Below are 16,363 nucleotides of genomic sequence, written 5' to 3'. Positions count from 1 at the left end.
CGTATGGAACACCTGATTGAATTAAAGGACGTCTACAAGATCTACCAGATGGGAGAGGAGACCGTCCATGCCCTGGACGGCGTCAGCCTGACCATCGACCAGGGGGAGTTTGTGGCCATCGTGGGCTCCTCCGGCTCGGGAAAGTCCACGGCCATGAATATCATCGGCTGTCTGGACGTGCCTACCTCAGGGACCTATCATCTGGGCGGGATCGACGTGTCTACCATGGACGACGACCAGCAGGCCGAGATCCGCAACAAAATGCTGGGCTTCATCTTCCAGCAGTATAACCTGATCCCCAAGCTGAACGTGCTGGAAAACGTGGAGCTCCCCCTGCTCTATGCCGGGGTGGACGCCTCGGAGCGGAAGGAGCGAGCCATGGCCTCCCTCCAGCGGGTAGGGCTGGCGGACAAGTGCAGGAACCTGCCCTCCCAGCTCTCCGGCGGCCAGCAGCAGCGGGTGTCCATCGCCCGGGCCCTGGCGGGCAGCCCGTCGGTCATCCTGGCTGACGAGCCCACCGGCGCACTGGACTCCCGCACCGGTCGGGAGGTGCTGGGCTTTCTGAAAAAGCTGAACCGGGAGGGGGACACTGTGGTCCTCATCACCCATGACAACTCCATCGCGGTGAAGGCGGACCGCATCGTCCGCCTCCAGGACGGAAAGATCATCTACGACGGCGATGCCCATGACCCCAGGGCCGTGGTGCGGCCCGAAGAGATGGAGCAGGACGAGCCGGCGGCAGGCGGATTTTCGGACGCCTCCCCGGCGGAACAGGAGGCGGGCGCATGAACTTTGGACAGTCCTTCCGCCTGGCCCTGAAGTCCCTGATGACCAGCAAGATGCGGGCTCTGCTCACCATGCTGGGCATCATCATCGGCGTGGGTGCCGTCATCGTTATCACCAGCCTGGGCAACGGCATGCAGAATATGATGAACGAGCAGTTTGAGAAGCTGGGCGCCAATCTGGTCCAGGTCCAATTGTTTATGTACGGGGGGGACTCCCGTTCGGTGGACCCAGACGATATGTATGAACTGGTGGATAAATATCCCCAGTACATCTCCGGCGTGACCCCCTATGTCTCCGCTCAGCTGGCGGTGCGGCAGGGGAGCGAGGATTTTGAGCGCACCAGCATTTATGGTGTGGGTGAGACCTTCCTCAACGAGAGGGGGGCCACCATGAGCGGCCAGAACCTGGGCAAAGGCCGATTTATCTCCTACATCGACGCTGCCCGCTACCAGAACGTATGCGTCATCGGCGCTTATCTGGAGGAAGAGGCCTTCCAGGGCGACGCCCTGGGCAAGCAGCTGTCCATCGGCGGGGAGCACTTTACCGTTATCGGTGTGCTGGAGAAGAACAGCGACATGAGCGAGGGGAGCGGGGACGACATCATATACCTCCCCTACACCACCGCCCTGCGCCTGAGCGGGAGCGCGGACGCCAGCATGTACATGTTCACCAGCACCAGCAAGGACACAGCTGCAACGGCCAAGGGCATCATCGAGAACCGGCTGTACAAGACCTTCCAGAGCAGCGACTACTACTTTGTCATGACCTCCGCCGAGATGATGGACGCCATGAACGCCATGATGGGCACCATGATGGCGGTGCTGGTGGCCATCGCCGCCATCTCTCTGCTGGTGGGCGGCATCGGCATTATGAATATCATGCTGGTCTCCGTTACCGAGCGCACCCGGGAGATCGGCATCCGCAAGTCCCTGGGCGCCAAGCGGAAGGATATCCGCGGGCAGTTCATCATTGAGGCTGGCACCACCTCAGCCATCGGCGGGGTGCTGGGCATCCTGGTGGGGATCGGTCTGGCCAGTTTGGCCGGTTCCCTCATTGGAGGCATGATGACCAGCAGTATGGGCGGCGGGAGCACCTTCAGTGCGGTGCCTAACCTGAGCTCGGTGGCCGTGGCTTTCGGCGTGTCCGTGGGCATCGGCATCCTGTTCGGCTATCTGCCGGCAAAAAAGGCGGCCGCCCTGAACCCCATCGACGCCCTGCGCTATGAATAAGGAGGAGAAACACAGATGAAAATCAGACGATTTTGCTCCGGCCTGCTGGCGGCAGTGCTGCTGCTGGGCCTGATGGTCCTGCCGGCAGGAGCGGCTGCCGCGTCCACAGTCTCCACAGAGGAGGCCATCCAGGTCATCAACGCCCTGGGCATCATGGTGGGCGATGAGAGCGGTGAGTTCCACCTGAACCGCCGGGTCACCCGGGCCGAGTTTATCACCATGGCGGTCAACGCCACCGGCACCGGGGATCAGGTGGGGGAGGCATCCACCTCGCCCTACCCCGACGTGCCCCGGACCCACTGGGCCGCCGGCTATGTCCAGGCGGGGGTGCAGGCCGGGCTGATCTCCGGCTATCTGGATGGGACCTTCCGCCCCTCCAACCAGATCACCCTGGCGGAGGGCGCTACCATCGTCCTCAAGCTGCTGGGCTACACCGCAGAGGACTTCTCTGGGGCCTATCCCACCGGCCAGCTGGCCATGTACCGCAACCTAAAGCTGGACCGGGGTGTCACCGCCCAGAAGTCCACCGACGTGCTGACCCGGCAGGATACCCTGTATCTGTTTTATAACCTGCTCTCCACCAACACCAAGGAGGGCACCCCCTATATTAACAAGCTGGGCTACTCACTCAACGCCGCCGGTGAGGTGGACCGGGTGGCCCTGGTCAACGGCGTGATGGAGGGCCCGGTGGTGGCGGCCGGCAGCTGGCAGCAGTCCGTCCCCTTCGATGTGGACAGCGCCCGGGTGTACCGGGACGGCGCCGCCTCCTCCGCCAAGTCCATCCAGAACAACGACATCGTCTACTGGAGTGAGTCCATGCAGACCCTGTGGGTGTACACCGACCGGGTGGCCGGCACGATCCAGGAACTGAGCCCCACCCCCTCCAACCCCACTTCCGTGAAGGTGGCAGGCCAGACCTATGAGATCGAGACAGCCTCCGCCGCCTACGAGCTGTCCGACCTGGGCAGCTATCAGGTGGGGGACACCGTCACCCTGCTGCTGGGCCGGAACGGCGGCGTGGCCGCTGTGGCCGCCGCCTCCGCCTCTCAGGACGGCAGCAAGATCGGCATCGTCACTAACCTGAGCCGCGGCACCTACTCCGGCTCCGGGGCCAACTCCTCCTACACCGCTGACACTGTGACCATCCTGGCCACCGACGGCCGCACATACAGCTATCAGTGGACCACCGACTACTTCAAGCTGGGCAACCTGGTCCAGGTGGTCATCAGCAGTGAGGACGGCTCCGTGTCCCTCAAGCGGCTGAGCGAGACCGGCAAGCTCTCCGGCAAGGTGTCCTCCGACGCCTCCAAACTGGGCAGTTATCCCTTCGCAGACGGCGTGGAGATCCTGGACACCTATGAGGGCACCGGCGTAAGGATCTATCCCGAGCGTCTGGCGGGGCTGAACGTGACCACCGATATGGTGCGCTACTACACCCTGAACGGTGCGGGTGAGATCACAAAGCTGATCCTGAAGGACGCCACCGGCGATATGCACAGCTACGGCATCATGACTGATGTGGTGGACAGCAGCCCGGAGGGCGGCGTCAGCGTCATCGTGAGTTACACCATGGATCTGGCGGGCGAGACCGTATCCCTGCCCGGAATGAGCGTCAAGTACGGCGTGAAGAAGGGCCCTGTGGTGGTGATGGGCAATGTCCAGGCCCCCGATAAGATCCGGCAGCTGACCGAGGTGGAGGCTGCCCGCGTCAGCGGCAACACTGTCACGGCCGGCAACCGGACCTACCTCATGTCCGACAACGTGCTGGTCTATGAGTACAGGGGCGGCGACTACTACCTGTCCTCCCTGGACCGGGTGAAGGACGGCGGTTACGAGCTGTCCGCCTGGTATGACCGCTCCGAGAAGGACGGCGGCCGTATCCGAGTCATCGTGGCAAAATAAGCTCCCATAAGATAAGGAGGGCGCCCCGCTGTGCGGGGCGCCCTCTTCGGGACCGAAACAAGCGGATGCCCCAGCGGGGCATCCGCTTGTTTCTGCTCAAGAGCCTTTTGTGTGTTACCGCCCCCGCAGGGGACAGGGTGGAAAAAAGGAAAATTCAGCCCCAGAACACAAAAGGGGATCGGGGGTCACAAAGGGAGATCAGCCTGCCGGCGGTCTTCCTGAACCAGCTCGATGGCCTGCTTGCCGGTCATGTGCTCGATGGAGAGCGACACAAGGCACAGTCCGCCGGCCTCCCGGCGAATGGCCTCCTGGCGATGCTCCGGGCTGTCGCCGGGGCAGTATTTCTCCGCCAGGAGCCAAATGGCAGCTTGTTTCTCCGCCTCGTCCTCCAAAATACGGGTCCGGCCGAAGGCGATGACGCTGCGAAAGTAGGTGGTGTACTCCGGGGGGACCACCTGATCCTGATCGATAACGCAGAAGGACGCCTTGCTGCACCGACGCAGGGCGTCCAGCTTGTGCCCTGCCTTGGCACAGTGGAAGAACAGCGTTCCCTCCTGATACACATAGCTGAGGGGGACCGCATAGGGGTAGCCGCCGTCGCCGGCCACGGCCAGGACGCCGGAGGTCCCCCGGGACAGGATGGCGGCGCAGTCCCACTGAGAGAGCTGCTGGCGGTGCCGCCGCATGGGTCGAAACATGGATCTGCCTCCTTTTTTGTAAGATCTGCAACCACATCATACTATATAAGAGGACCCGGCGCCGTGAGAAGCGCCGGGCAGGGTCAGCAGGGGAGTGGCTGGATGGGCGGCAGCTCCTCCGGCAGGAGAGCAGATGGGGCGGAGCGGGGAATGAGAGAGATCAACCCCTCCTCTCGCCGGGCCGTCAGTTCCAGCAGAGCGCACAGGTCCTCCAGGGAGAGGTAGAACTCCCCCTCCCACTGGAAGGGCAGGCTGCTGAGCGCGAAGGGGCGGTCGTCCCGCTCCCCGGTGAGAGAGCCGGCGGTAAGGACCACGGAGCCCTCCTCGGCGGGGAGGACCAGCTGGTCCCCTGAGATGGCGGCGGTACGGCCGAAGGCGGCGGCCACCGCCTGGGCGGGCAGCCAGCAGATGCCGTCCAGAAGGATGGGGACGGCCTCCAGAGGCATGTCCCCGGCGCAGAGCGCTGTATGGGGCCTGTCCACTGCCCTGCGGGCCAGGAACTCATCGTAGGTCAGGCCGCTCTCCCGGACCTGGAGAGCCAGCGTACGCCCCACAAAGCGGTAGTGCCAGGGTTCAAAGCAGAAGCCGGTAATGTCCTCCCTGCCTTCCGGATAGCGGAGGATGAAGCCGTAGCGCCAGCAGTTCTCTATGAGCCAGCGGTAGGTCGCGGTGGTCTCGAAATGGGCACTGCGGCTGGCGGTATTGATGTCCAGGGCCAGGCCGGTCTGGTGCTCAGAGAAGCCCGGTCGGGCGGAGTAGGTGTCGGCCTCCACGCCGTCCTGAGCGGTGTACCGGCGGTACAGGGAATCCTGATAGGAGTAGGAGCGGTAGGCGGAGACGCTGTAAAGGGTGATGCCGTCCTCCCGGGCCGCGTCGGCCATCCGCATGAAGGCCGCGGCTGCGGCAGGGGCCAGGGAGCCCCCGGAGGGGGCGTACCGGGCGGGCAGGCTGTGCAGCCGGGGGACATAGCCGTCCGGCAGCGGGTGGTATTTGTTGACCAGGACGGAGAGGATCTCCGGCTCCTCCGCCTGGGATACATCGCCGTAAAAGGTCCCGTCCAGGCCGATGTTCACCCGGGTGACCACGTCCTCCGGGGAGAGCTCCGGCCAAAGGGCGCCGTAGGCCAGATAGCGGTCCAGCAGCTCCGGGCGGTAGTAGGAGAGGGCCTGACAGGCCACCGCCCGGGCGAGGGTGTCCGGGTCCTGAAGGGAGGGGCCGGAGAGGGCTGTCTCCTCCCCGGAGGCGGCGGGGAGAGACGGAACAGGGACGGCAGCGCCGGTGAGCAGGGAGACGGAGAGGACCAGGGCCGCCGCTCCGGTCAGGATGCGCAGGGGAGCATGGTTCATAACTGGGAGACCTCCTGAGTAGAAGAAGAGACGGGGCCGGTCCGGCCGCAGAGGGCCAGGAACCAGCGGAAGATGGGAGCGCCGTCCACCGTGTCGGGGCGGAGAAGGGGGCCGCTCATCCGCTCCGGGTGGAACTGGACCCCCAGAATGGGGAGGGAGGGGTGCTCTATGGCCTCGGGAACGCCGTCCACTGCCCGGAGGGTAAGGACCAGCCCTGGGGCGGGGCAGTCCACTGCCTGGTGGTGAGAGCTGTTGACGGAGAAGCGGGGGCCGTAGAGGGTGTGGAGCAGGCTGCCCGGCTGGGCGCGGACCGGGTGGACCTGGTCCGCCTGGGGGTGGGTATGGGAGGGACGCCGGACGTCCCCCAGGTCCTGAAGCAGGGTGCCCCCCAGAGCCACATTGATGATCTGCATGCCTCGGCAGACCCCCAGGATAGGGCGGCCCGCCTGATAAAAGGTGCGGAACAGCTCCAGCTCCGCCTGGTCCCGGGCGGGGTCCGGGGGCTGGGAGCCCTGGTCGGGCTGTCCGTACAGGCCGGGGTCCAGGTCGCCGCCGCCGCACAGCAGCAGTCCGGCGCAGGACAGGTCCGGTGGGGGGCAGTAACCAGAAACAGGCGTGCCGCCCGCGGCGCGGACGGCACGGACATAGTTGGACATCTTTCCATCCGCACCTGAGATCAGGATGCGGGGAGAGAGGACTGCGTCACACATGGGAACTCCTTTCAGGGCGCCTCAGGGCGCCTGGGTAGGGGCCTGGTCCAACTGAGCAGAGCGCAGGCGCACCAGCTGAGCGATCATCTCCACGGCGCCATTGATGCCGGTGATGGAGGAGTTGAGGGTCAGGTCATACCGGCGCATCTCCCCCCAGGTGTGGCCGGTGTAATAGTTATAGTAGTTGGCGCGGCCCCGGTCCATCTGGATGATCCGGCTCTCCATGTTGTCGGAGGGGATGTGATACTCCGCCACACAGCGGTCGATCCGGCTGGCCATGTCGGCATGGATAAAGACTTTGATGCAAGCGGGGTCTTCCCCCAGAATGTAGTCGCTGCACCGGCCCACGATGACGCAGGGCCCCTCCGCCGCCAGCTCCCGGATCACGTCGGCCTGGGCAAAAAATGCCTGATGGCTGACCGGGATGCCCTGGTGGGTGAAGGTGGGGACGCCGATGCCGATGGGGGCGATGTTCAGGTGGAACCGGCTGCGGGCCCGCTCCTCTGCCCGGGCGATAAAGTCGGGGGAAAGGCCGCTCTTCTCCGCAGTCTTTTGGATCAGTGTGCGGTCATAACAGGGGATGCCCAGGCTTGCGGCCAGCTTCTTGCCGATCAGGCGGCCGCCGCTTCCAAACTCGCGGCTGATGGACACGACATAGTTGCTCATGAGACACGCCTCCTTATAGTGTGGCTTCAGGTACGGGCGAGGCTGTTCATCCGTACCTCCTGTTTCTTTATATTATAGCGCAATTTGAAGAAAATGACAACGAAAATCTCAGGCCCCTCCAGGTTGACAGGAAAAGAAAATCTAGGCATAATCAAAACAGAGAGGAGGCGGTCTGATGGAGGAGACCCGCTGGAAGGAGAAAAACCAATATCTTGGGCTGACGGAGGACGGCCGCCGGGTGAGGCTGCTGGACCAGAGCCAGCTTCCCAACCGGGAGGTCTGGCTGGAACTGGAAGAGCCGGAAGAGCTGGCGGAGGCTATCCGCACCCTGCGGGTGCGGGGCGCCCCAGCCATCGGCGTCTTTGCGGCGTATGCCCTGTATGTGCTGGCCCGAAGACTGGCGGACCGGGCGCCGGTGGAGACGGCGTTCCGCACCCGGCTGCGGGAGTGGGCTGCCGGCCTGGCGGCCACCCGGCCCACGGCGGTGAACCTGCGCTGGGCGCTGGAGCGGATGCTGGCCCGGGCGGACCGGACGGCAGGGCCGCCGGAGCAGATCGTCCAGGTGCTGGAGCGGGAGTGCCGGGCCATCCACCGGGAGGATGGGGAGATGTGCCGCCGGATCGCGGAGCACGGTCTGACCCTGGTAGGGGAGGGGGACGGCATCCTGACCCACTGCAACGCCGGGGCGCTGGCCGCCTCCCGGTACGGCACCGCCCTGGGTCCCATCCTGCTGGGGCAGGAGAGGGGAAAAAAGCTGAGGGTCTTTGCCGACGAGACCCGGCCCCTGCTCCAGGGGGCCCGGCTCACCGCCTGGGAGCTGGCCCGGGCCGGGGTGGAGGTCACCCTGATCTGTGACAACATGGCCTCCATGGTGATGAAGAACGGCTGGGTCCAGGCCTGCTTCGTAGGCTGCGACCGGGTGGCGGCCAACGGGGACACTGCCAACAAGATCGGTACCAGCGGCCTGGCGGTCCTGGCCCGGTACTACAATGTCCCCTTCTATGTGCTGGGCCCTACCTCCACTATCGACTTGGACTGTCCCACCGGAGCGGACATCCCCATCGAGGAGCGGGACGGGGAAGAGATCCGCTCCCTCTGGTACCGGGAGCCCATGGCGCCAGCGGAGGTGAGGTGCTGGGACCCCGCCTTCGACGTCACCGACCACAGCCTGATCTCTGCCATCGTCACGGAGGGAGGCATCTGCCGTCCCCCCTTCGGGGAGAGCCTGCGGGAGCTGGTTTCCCGGGAAAAGGGGGATGCGCCGTGAGCTGGAGCCGAGAGAAGCAGGAGCTGCGGCGGAAGATCTGCCAGGCCGCCCGCCAGATAGCCCAGGCGGGCTATGTGGCGGCCAACGACGGGAACCTGTCTGCCCGGTGCTCCGATGGCGGGGTGCTCATTACTCCCTCGGGGGTCTATAAGGGAGACCTGGAGGAGGACATGCTGCTGGAAGTGGATCTGGAGGGGCGGGTGCTGTCCGGAACAGGGAGGCCCTCGTCCGAGAGCCCGATGCATCTGGCTCTCTACCGTACCCGGCCTGAGGTGGGAGGCGTAGTCCACACCCACGCTCCATATTCCGTGTTTTCGGCCAACCTGGGGGAGGACCTGACCGAGCCCATCACTGCGGACTGGGCCCTGCTGCTGGGGCCGGTCCCCGCCCTGCCCTGGCTGCCCCTGGGGACAGAGGAACTGGCGGGGGCGGTGGCCCGGGCGGCGGAGGGGCACAGCGCAGCCCTGCTGGCCCACCACGGGGCGGTGACCTGGGGACGGGACGTGGTCCAGGCATGGCACCGGACCCAGGCCCTGGAGCAGTACTGCAAGCAGCGGTATCTGGGCCTGCTGCTGGGACGGCCTATCCCGGTCCTGGAGCCGGAGGAAGTCAGGGAACTGACGGTCCGCCGTCTGGCGGGAGAAGAAAGGAGAAATTGATATGAAAAACAAGCTGCTGCGCAATGGTGTGGAGATGCCCGAGGTGGGCTTCGGGACCTGGAAGGCAGGGGAGACCGACGGCTTCGCGGTGCTCTCTGAGGCCATCCGGGCTGGCTACCGGCATATCGACACCGCCTCCGCCTACCACACAGAGGAGGCGGTGGGCAGGGCGGTGGCCGCCTCCGGGGTGGACCGGTCGGAGTTCTTCATCACCACTAAGGCGTGGAAGGACCAGCTGGGCTACGACAGGACCCTGGCCGCCTTTGACGCCTCATGCCAGGCGCTGGGGATGGACTATTTGGACCTGTACCTGATTCATTGGCCCAGGCCGGATGCCGCCTGCGAGGAGTGGAAGGAGCTGGACCGGGGGAGCTGGCGGGCCATGGAGGAGCTGTACCGGGCCGGCCGGGTCCGGGCCATCGGGGTGAGCAACTTCCTGCCTCACCACCTGGAGAACCTGCTGGAGGTGTGCACAGTGCCCCCCATGGTGGACCAGATCGAGTTTCATCCCGGCTATGTCCAGTGGGAGACGGTGGAGTTCTGCCGGGCCAGCCAGATCCTGGTGGAGGCATGGAGCCCCCTGGGCCGCCAGAGGCTGGCGGATGATCCCCTGCTGGCGGAGCTGGCCGGGAAATACGGGGTCTCCCAGGCCCAGATCTGCCTGCGCTTCGCCCTGGACTGCGGCGTGGTTCCCCTGCCCAAGTCGGCCGACGCTGGACGGATGCGCCAGAACCTGGCGCTGGACTTTGCCCTGGAGGCGGAGGACTTGGAGCGGCTGCGGACCATGCCCCAGACAGGCTGGTCCGGCCTGCACCCGGACAAGTGAGCCGGCGGGACAGAAGAGAGCCCGTCCTCCCCCGCGCATGCGGGGAGGACGGGCCTTTCCGTATCTATTCGTCAGACTGGTACTGGGCGCAGACCTCCAGCACAAAGTCCCAGAACCGCTGGACCGCGGGCAGGACCCTGCGGTCCTTGGGGCGGAACATATAGAGCATGCGGTGGGTCTCAGTGTCCGCGATGTAGAGGGGACGGACAGAGTAGAGCCGGAGGCCGAACATGCGGGGCATGATGCCCACCCCTAGTCCCTGGGAGACAAAGCTGGCTAACATGTGGTCGGTGGCCACCTCGAAAGCGACATCTGGCTGGAGATTCTGCTGACGAAACATGGACAGCACCAGATTGCGGGTGGGGCTGGCCTGGTTGTAGATCACCAGCCGCTCCCGGCTCAACTGCTCCAGCGTCACCTGCTCCTGCTGGGCCAGGGGATGTCCGGCGGGGACCACGGCCACCAGCTCCTCGGGCACCACGGGGCAGAACTCAAATGAGCTGTCGTCGAACCGGGTGCCGAAGCCGATGTCCAGGGCGTGGTGGGTGAAATCGGCGGCGATGCGCCGGGTGGGTTTCTCGTCAAAGGTAAAAGTAATACCCTGGTTGTCCGGGTTCTGGTAGAAGTGGCTGACGCACCAGGGGATCAGAGTGGCGCTGACAGCGCTGATGAAGCCCAGCCGTACCTGGCCCCGGGTGGGGCTGCACCGGGACTGGGCCACCCGCTTCCCCTCCTCGATCTCCTGGATGGCCCGCTCGGCGTAGGCGAGGAACTCCTGCCCGTACGGAGTGAGCAGGGTATCCCGCCCGTTTTTGTAGAGAAGGGGGATGCCCAGCTCCTCCTCCAGTGCGGCCATGGAGTGGCTCAGGTTGGACTGAGTGACATAGAGGGCGTCGGCGGCCCGGGTGAGGCCCCTGGCCTGGGCGATGGCCTGGAGATAGTAGAGTTGATTCAGATTCATGGGGCCGCGGCCTCCTGTTTCATCGGAATGGAAAAGAGCGGCGCCGGGGGCTACCACGCATAGCGGAAGGACTCCGGGTTGGCGGCGTTGACAGCAGCGGCGTGCTCCAGCAGCCAGGTGCGGAGCTGCTCCAGCCCCTCGTCGCTGATGGGGAACTGGGCGGTGTACAGGATCTCCGCGTTTTCCCGGATGGCCGGTCCGGTCCACAGCTGGGCGGTGAGCTGTTCATCTTTAGGGGTGATCCAGAAGCTGGCCCGCTTCAGGCTGCCGCACCAGTTGTTGCCGTACTGCCAGTGCATCAGGGTGGGCAAAAAAAGTTCCTGTTCCATGGTCTCTCTCCGGAAAGTCAAAAGTCCTGCCCCAGAGGGGCGCAGGAGCATTGTACCACAGAACAGGGAAAATGAAAACCGCCTCTTGGGCAATGGGGAGAAAAAAGCGGGACACATATGTGTCCCGCTTTTTGTCACAGATTCTGGTCGCTGAGGCGGTGGAAATCCTTGCTGCGGCCGAAGACGTGGGTGAGGGGGAAGACCTTGATGAAGCAGTCGATCCCGCTGTCCCGGATGAACTCCCGCAATTGGACATACTCCCGTGAGTTGCAGACACAGTCCAGCTGGATCTTGTCCGCCTGGGAGTAGCCCCCGATGACCTTGGAGATGGTGGCGCTCTTGCCGATCTCCTCGATGATAAAACGCTCGATGGCCCGGGGGTCCTCACAGACGATCTGGATCTCATAGAGGCGGGGACCCATGTTGAAGATGACGTAGTTCATGCTGTTCACGTAGATGATTTGTCCTACAAAGGCGTAGGCCACCGTATCCAGGCTGAAGGCTGAGAGCATGATCAGCATAATGACGGCGTCCAGGCAGAGCAGCAGGTTTTTCAGCTCCGCGGCCTTAAAGACCTTCTGCTTGAGGATCTTGCTCAGGGTGTCCGTTCCGCCGTAGGAGTACCCCATGCGGTAGGTCAGGCCTGCGCCCGCCCCGTAGACCACGCCGAAGAACATGACCGCGATCAGCTTCTCCTTCAGAATGATCTCCACCTGCACATGGTTGAGCACCCACAGGACCAGGGGGTAGAGGATGGACAGGAACAGGATGCTGGACACCTCCTTGTACCCCAAGGTCACGGCGGTGAAGAGCAGGATGGCCAGGGTCAGCCCATAGTAGATCAGGGCGTAGTTGATCCCGGTGAAGGTCTCCGCAGTCATGGCCAGCCCGGTGATGCCCGTGACCACAAAGCCGTTGGGGAGGGCGATCCAGTTGACGGCTATGCTGCATATGACACAGCTCAGGACCATATTGAGCAGGGCGGCGGTACGGTGGTGACTTCTCATAAAAAGATGCCCTCCTGTCAGGGAACTGCTGTCCCGATTTCCCGCGTCCCGGGGGAAAAGGAAAGGGAATCCCGAAAGTGCTCTGGTCCGGACCGCCGGACGGCTCAGGACAGATACTGGGGCAGGGCGATGTCCTCCACGACTTGGGCGGGAATCGTGAATTCTGTTATGCCCATATACATGGGGGCGACGGTACCCTCGTCAAAGACCAGGACCAGCCGCCCCTCCCCATCGATGTAGAAGGAGGTGTCCGGGTCCAGGGCAGTGAAGTTCAGGTCCCCCACGTCCTCGTCATGGAGCCAGTAGTGGATTTGGTCATCGGAGGCCATCTGTTCCGCCATCTGGCGCTGGACCTCTTCGGTGAGGACGGAGAGGCAGTCGCTGTCCGGGCGGAAGAGATCGGACAGGGTGAGGAGCTCCCCTGTAGCCTTGTCCACGGCGTAGATCTTGACCGACTCATTCCCGCTGGCCATCACCAGGGTCTGGTCGAAGCGCAGGGCAAAAACGGTCTCATTGTCGGTGGCCACGGTGTAGGTCAGGTCCAGGTCATAGTGGCCCAGCTCCCCCTGAAGGGCGGCTTCATACTGATACTGTTGGATGATGGTGTCGGTGTACGCCTGGATGGCGGCGCTCAGCGCGTCCCCGCCCCCCTCCACCGAGGGAATGTCGATGTGGGCGGAGGTGTTGCCCCGGTCTTCCTCATAGGTGCGGAAGGTGAACACACGGGTGATGGCCCCCAGGACGGGCACCTGCTCCATAGCGTGGGCGATGCCGGGGCCGGAATTGGCCAGCAGCACGACGGCCAGCATGGCCGCGGCGGCGGACAGGCCGGTACGCCGCAGGAACCGGTCCAGCCGGAGGACCCGGGGCGGCTTCTCCCCGGCCGGCCTGGCCTGCCGGATGGCGGCGCGGACCCGCTCCTCCAGCTCCGGGGGGACGGGGATGGCGTCATATTCCTGTTTCAGATGATCGAGACGGTCTTGATTCACGGATAGGGCCTCCTTCAGAGAGCTCAAGCTTCAGTTTCTTCAGGCTGCGGTACAAAATGGTCTTGACAGTGTTTACGTTCTCTCCGGTGACCTGGGCGATCTCCTGGAGCTTCAGCTCCTGAAAAAAACGCAGGACTATCACCGTCCGCTCCCGCTCGTCCAGCAGGTCCAGCGCCTGCATCAGATCCGTGTCCTGATAGACATCCTCCTGACCGGTCTCGGGGATGTGTTCCGCGTCAGCCTGACGGGACCGGGCGCGGAGCACGTCCATGGCCGTATTGACCACGATGCGGCACAGCCAGCCCCGGATGGCAGCGGGCGAACGCACGTCGGCGGAGCGGGAGATGGCTTTGAAGGCGCTTTCCTGGACCACATCCATGGCATCATCCGGATTTTTAACATAGGTATAGGCCAAGCGATACAGAGATTCGTAGGACGCCAAAAGCTGGGATTCCACCTGCTGCTGCATCGAGGAAGGGCTCATGGTGCCTCCTTTCCTCTCCCATCCTAATAGACGGCTGGATGGAAGAAAAAGTTTCATGAGAGAAAAATATTGAAGGAAGGCGGGGGGACGGTCAGCCCAGCACCTGCCTGAGATTCGCCAGGGCCAGCGCCGCCTGCTCCTCCCAATGCTCCGGGGCATCCACCTTGGACTCGACGCTCACCCCGCCGGCATATCCGATCTGCCGAAGGACCCCGGCGTATTCAGGCAGCATGGGCTCCAGGGATAGGTCAGTGGGGTAGCGGCGGCCTTCCAGCTGGGAGATGTGGGTGTGGACCAACAGCTCTCTCCCTCCGTCCAGCAGGACAGAGGGGGAGTCCCCCTCGAACCGTAGGTGGTAGTAGTCGCACAGGACCCGGACATTGGGGTGGTCCACCGTGCGGGCCATCCGTACCCCGTCGGAGAAGTGGTTGAGCATGTTGGTCTCGCCCCGGTTGTTGTGCTCGATGGCAATGACCACCTGATATGGGGCGGCCTCCTCCCCCGCAAGGGACAGAAATTCGGCGATCTGGCCAAAGGCCGCCTCCCGGGAGTAGCCCTCAGGACAGCTGCGGGACCAGGGACTGCCGAAGACCGTATAGGGAGCACCCAGCCAAGCTGCCCGCTCCAGGGCCCGCCGGAGGTAGTCGGTCAGCTCCGCTCTGGAGGTGACGTCGGGGCCGGTGATCTGAAAGCGGGCGGGCATAAAGTCGTTGCAGGCGCGGCAGGGGAGGTCCAGCTCCTCCAGCACCGTTCGGGCATCCCGGAACTCCTGCTCGCTGAGCTGGGCCAGCTCGTTCAGGGGCAGCTCAATGTAGTCGTAGCCCAGCCGCTTCAGGCGTCCGGCGTATTCCAGACCGATCCGGTCCAGTGTTTTGGGGAGCAGATTGACACAGCAGCCGTAGAGCATAGGGGGGCCTCCTTTGAGTTCTTTTGTTCATCCTAGCATGGGGAAAAGGGCGTGTCAAGCATGCGGCGGAGGGTATATCCCGGCCCGTTCCGCGGATACTAATCAAAAAATGGATGGAGGAGAGGGATATGGCGGTGGAGCGGGACATCACCTGGAACATCAGGCATTTCCAAGGGGCTTTGCGGTGCGACCGGAATTTCGATGTGGTCTACCGGGTGTTTCGGATCTGCGGGCGGGAGGCCTGCATGTTTTTTGTAGACGGCTTTGCCAAGGACGAGATCATGGAGAAGCTGCTGGAATTTTTCTATGGGATACAGGACGAGGACCTGCTCCGGGATGCCCATACTTTCTCAAAGTCGTGTGTCCCCTACTGCGAGGTGGCCATCAGCGGGGAGGAGGACACCATCGTGGGGCAGATCTTGTCTGGAGTATGGGCGGTGTTCGTGGATGGAATGGACCAGTGCGTGCTGATCGACCAGCGCACCTATCCCCAGCGGACCACCTCGGAGCCGGACCAGGACAAGTCCTTTCGGGGGAGCCGGGACGGCTTTGTGGAGACTATGGTCTTCAACGCGGCGCTGATCCGCCGCCGCATCCGCTCGCCCCGGCTGTGCGTGGAGCACCTGGAGGTGGGGGAGACCTCCAGGACCGACGTGGCGGTGTGTTATTTTGAGGGCCGGGCGGACCCGGAGCTGGTCAACACGGTGCGGGAGCGCATCGCCCAGGCCAGGGTGGACGCTTTGACCATGAATCAGGAGAGCCTGGCAGAGCTGCTGGTCCGGAAGCGGTGGTACAATCCCTTCCCCAAGTTCAAGTTCACGGAACGGCCGGACGCGGCGGCGGCCCAGATCCTGGAAGGGGATGTGGTGGTGCTGGTGGACAATTCCCCCGCCGCCATCATCCTGCCTACCACCCTCTTCGACGTGATGGAGGAGGCGAATGACTACTACTTCCCGCCCATCACCGGCTCCTACCTGCGGCTGGTCCGGTTTTTTACCACCTTTCTCACTACCTTCCTTACCCCGGTGTGGCTCCTGCTGATCCAGGAGCCGGAACGGGTCCCCGGGTGGCTGGAGTTTATTCTGATGGAGGAGCCGGCGCAGGTGCCCCCTCTCCTCCAGCTGCTGATCCTGGAGCTGGCCATCGACGGGCTGAAGCTGGCCGCCCTCAATACGCCCAACATCCTGACCACCTCCTTCTCCATGATCGGAGCCATCATCCTGGGGGACTTCGCGGTCCAGTCCGGCTGGTTTTCCGCCGAAGTGATGCTGTATATGGCGGTGGTGGCCATCGCCAACTATAACCAGCCCAATCTGGAACTGGGCTATGCGCTGAAGTTCATGCGCCTGATCCTGCTGGTGGCTACCGGACTTCTGGGCCTGTGGGGCTTTGTGGGAGGTGCGGCGTTGCTGTTTTTGGTGCTGGTGTCCAACCGGACCATCTCAGGGCAGTGCTACCTCTATCCTCTGGTCCCCTTCAACGGCGGGGAATTGAAGAAAAAGCTGCTGCGGATAGGGAGCGGCCCTCCCGAAAGAAAGGGCGCCTGACAGCCGGGAGGAGCCGCATGCCTCCCTGCTGGAAGAGAAAGCGGGACCGG

The 16,363-nt window shown here is 63.9% G+C and carries 17 protein-coding genes; 7 read left to right on the top strand and 10 right to left on the bottom strand.

Annotated features, from left to right (window positions below):
* Window positions 1-3: 3 nt before the first annotated feature.
* The 3 genes from L9O85_RS14465 to L9O85_RS14455 are packed head-to-tail and all read left to right on the top strand — an operon-like array spanning window position 4 to window position 3,917.
* Window positions 4-789, top strand: a complete 786-nt coding sequence (locus tag L9O85_RS14465) for an ABC transporter ATP-binding protein (protein ID WP_276758376.1) — start codon at window positions 4-6, stop codon at window positions 787-789.
* Entirely contained in the window at window positions 786-2,015 is a 1,230-nt protein-coding gene (locus L9O85_RS14460) for an ABC transporter permease (protein ID WP_050623165.1), read from the top strand. Before L9O85_RS14465 ends, L9O85_RS14460 begins: the two co-directional genes overlap by 4 nt.
* Before the next feature lie 15 nt (window positions 2,016-2,030).
* Window positions 2,031-3,917, top strand: a complete 1,887-nt coding sequence (locus L9O85_RS14455; protein WP_050623166.1) for an S-layer homology domain-containing protein — start codon at window positions 2,031-2,033, stop codon at window positions 3,915-3,917.
* A 185-nt stretch (window positions 3,918-4,102) separates the two neighbouring features.
* Here L9O85_RS14455 and L9O85_RS14450 read toward each other — a convergent pair whose 3' ends face one another.
* The 4 genes from L9O85_RS14450 to L9O85_RS14435 form a co-directional block, all read right to left on the bottom strand.
* Window positions 4,103-4,615 (bottom strand): pyridoxamine 5'-phosphate oxidase family protein, encoded by a 513-nt coding sequence (locus L9O85_RS14450; RefSeq protein ID WP_301579026.1) that lies wholly within the window; start codon window positions 4,613-4,615, stop codon window positions 4,103-4,105.
* 83 nt (window positions 4,616-4,698) lie between these two features.
* Entirely contained in the window at window positions 4,699-5,961 is a 1,263-nt protein-coding gene (locus L9O85_RS14445) for a M15 family metallopeptidase (protein WP_301579024.1), read from the bottom strand.
* Window positions 5,958-6,671 carry a gamma-glutamyl-gamma-aminobutyrate hydrolase family protein gene (locus L9O85_RS14440; protein WP_301579023.1) on the bottom strand — a complete coding sequence of 238 codons (714 nt, stop codon included), beginning with the start codon at window positions 6,669-6,671 and terminating at the stop codon, window positions 5,958-5,960. The genes L9O85_RS14445 and L9O85_RS14440 overlap by 4 nt, the downstream gene beginning before the upstream one ends.
* A 21-nt stretch (window positions 6,672-6,692) precedes the next feature.
* The gene (locus L9O85_RS14435) at window positions 6,693-7,337 is read right to left on the bottom strand and encodes an AAA family ATPase (protein WP_050623170.1); all 645 of its coding nucleotides are present in this window, start codon (window positions 7,335-7,337) and stop codon (window positions 6,693-6,695) included.
* 175 nt (window positions 7,338-7,512) lie between these two features.
* Here L9O85_RS14435 and mtnA point away from each other — a divergent pair, with 175 nt between their 5' ends.
* Genes mtnA through L9O85_RS14420 form a run of 3 tightly spaced genes read left to right on the top strand, consistent with a single transcriptional unit; the run spans window position 7,513 to window position 10,089 of the window.
* Window positions 7,513-8,604 carry an S-methyl-5-thioribose-1-phosphate isomerase gene (gene mtnA / locus L9O85_RS14430; protein WP_301579021.1) on the top strand — a complete coding sequence of 364 codons (1,092 nt, stop codon included), beginning with the start codon at window positions 7,513-7,515 and terminating at the stop codon, window positions 8,602-8,604.
* The gene (locus L9O85_RS14425) at window positions 8,601-9,263 is read left to right on the top strand and encodes a class II aldolase/adducin family protein (protein ID WP_256183065.1); all 663 of its coding nucleotides are present in this window, start codon (window positions 8,601-8,603) and stop codon (window positions 9,261-9,263) included. Before mtnA ends, L9O85_RS14425 begins: the two co-directional genes overlap by 4 nt.
* 1 nt (window position 9,264) lies before the next feature.
* Window positions 9,265-10,089, top strand: coding sequence for an aldo/keto reductase (locus L9O85_RS14420; RefSeq protein ID WP_108980305.1), 825 nt, complete (start codon window positions 9,265-9,267; stop codon window positions 10,087-10,089).
* Between the two features lie 64 nt (window positions 10,090-10,153).
* Here L9O85_RS14420 and L9O85_RS14415 read toward each other — a convergent pair whose 3' ends face one another.
* The 6 genes from L9O85_RS14415 to L9O85_RS14390 form a co-directional block, all read right to left on the bottom strand.
* Window positions 10,154-11,050 (bottom strand): LysR family transcriptional regulator, encoded by an 897-nt coding sequence (locus tag L9O85_RS14415; RefSeq protein WP_050623174.1) that lies wholly within the window; start codon window positions 11,048-11,050, stop codon window positions 10,154-10,156.
* A 50-nt stretch (window positions 11,051-11,100) separates the two neighbouring features.
* Window positions 11,101-11,379 carry a hypothetical protein gene (locus L9O85_RS14410; protein WP_050623175.1) on the bottom strand — a complete coding sequence of 93 codons (279 nt, stop codon included), beginning with the start codon at window positions 11,377-11,379 and terminating at the stop codon, window positions 11,101-11,103.
* Window positions 11,380-11,513: 134 nt separating this feature from the next.
* On the bottom strand, window positions 11,514-12,386 hold the full coding sequence (locus L9O85_RS14405; RefSeq protein WP_050623176.1) for a YitT family protein: 873 nt from the start codon (window positions 12,384-12,386) through the stop codon (window positions 11,514-11,516).
* A gap of 104 nt (window positions 12,387-12,490) precedes the next feature.
* Window positions 12,491-13,375: an RsiV family protein gene (locus tag L9O85_RS14400; protein ID WP_108980307.1), complete on the bottom strand. Its 885-nt coding sequence runs from the start codon at window positions 13,373-13,375 to the stop codon at window positions 12,491-12,493.
* Window positions 13,335-13,859 (bottom strand): RNA polymerase sigma factor, encoded by a 525-nt coding sequence (locus L9O85_RS14395; RefSeq protein WP_050623178.1) that lies wholly within the window; start codon window positions 13,857-13,859, stop codon window positions 13,335-13,337. The genes L9O85_RS14400 and L9O85_RS14395 overlap by 41 nt, the downstream gene beginning before the upstream one ends.
* Window positions 13,860-13,950: 91 nt before the next feature.
* On the bottom strand, window positions 13,951-14,766 hold the full coding sequence (locus tag L9O85_RS14390; RefSeq protein WP_301579020.1) for a sugar phosphate isomerase/epimerase family protein: 816 nt from the start codon (window positions 14,764-14,766) through the stop codon (window positions 13,951-13,953).
* Between the two features lie 128 nt (window positions 14,767-14,894).
* Here L9O85_RS14390 and L9O85_RS14385 point away from each other — a divergent pair, with 128 nt between their 5' ends.
* Window positions 14,895-16,313 carry a spore germination protein gene (locus L9O85_RS14385; RefSeq protein WP_108980309.1) on the top strand — a complete coding sequence of 473 codons (1,419 nt, stop codon included), beginning with the start codon at window positions 14,895-14,897 and terminating at the stop codon, window positions 16,311-16,313.
* The last annotated feature ends 50 nt before the right edge of the window (window positions 16,314-16,363 follow it).

Source organism: Lawsonibacter asaccharolyticus (assembly GCF_022453915.1).
GTDB lineage: Bacteria > Bacillota > Clostridia > Oscillospirales > Oscillospiraceae > Lawsonibacter > Lawsonibacter asaccharolyticus.
Note: the sequence above shows the minus strand (reverse complement) of the source record. Positions and strands in the feature narration are given on the sequence as shown.

Coding starts and splice junctions, on each gene's coding strand:
- L9O85_RS14465 (WP_276758376.1), top strand. CDS start 4: ATGGAACACCTGATTGAATTAAAGGACGTCTACAAGATCTACCAGATG.
- L9O85_RS14460 (WP_050623165.1), top strand. CDS start 786: ATGAACTTTGGACAGTCCTTCCGCCTGGCCCTGAAGTCCCTGATGACC.
- L9O85_RS14455 (WP_050623166.1), top strand. CDS start 2,031: ATGAAAATCAGACGATTTTGCTCCGGCCTGCTGGCGGCAGTGCTGCTG.
- L9O85_RS14450 (WP_301579026.1), bottom strand. CDS start 4,615: ATGTTTCGACCCATGCGGCGGCACCGCCAGCAGCTCTCTCAGTGGGAC.
- L9O85_RS14445 (WP_301579024.1), bottom strand. CDS start 5,961: ATGAACCATGCTCCCCTGCGCATCCTGACCGGAGCGGCGGCCCTGGTC.
- L9O85_RS14440 (WP_301579023.1), bottom strand. CDS start 6,671: ATGTGTGACGCAGTCCTCTCTCCCCGCATCCTGATCTCAGGTGCGGAT.
- L9O85_RS14435 (WP_050623170.1), bottom strand. CDS start 7,337: ATGAGCAACTATGTCGTGTCCATCAGCCGCGAGTTTGGAAGCGGCGGC.
- mtnA (WP_301579021.1), top strand. CDS start 7,513: ATGGAGGAGACCCGCTGGAAGGAGAAAAACCAATATCTTGGGCTGACG.
- L9O85_RS14420 (WP_108980305.1), top strand. CDS start 9,265: ATGAAAAACAAGCTGCTGCGCAATGGTGTGGAGATGCCCGAGGTGGGC.
- L9O85_RS14415 (WP_050623174.1), bottom strand. CDS start 11,050: ATGAATCTGAATCAACTCTACTATCTCCAGGCCATCGCCCAGGCCAGG.
- L9O85_RS14410 (WP_050623175.1), bottom strand. CDS start 11,379: ATGGAACAGGAACTTTTTTTGCCCACCCTGATGCACTGGCAGTACGGC.
- L9O85_RS14405 (WP_050623176.1), bottom strand. CDS start 12,386: ATGAGAAGTCACCACCGTACCGCCGCCCTGCTCAATATGGTCCTGAGC.
- L9O85_RS14395 (WP_050623178.1), bottom strand. CDS start 13,859: ATGAGCCCTTCCTCGATGCAGCAGCAGGTGGAATCCCAGCTTTTGGCG.
- L9O85_RS14390 (WP_301579020.1), bottom strand. CDS start 14,766: ATGCTCTACGGCTGCTGTGTCAATCTGCTCCCCAAAACACTGGACCGG.
- L9O85_RS14385 (WP_108980309.1), top strand. CDS start 14,895: ATGGCGGTGGAGCGGGACATCACCTGGAACATCAGGCATTTCCAAGGG.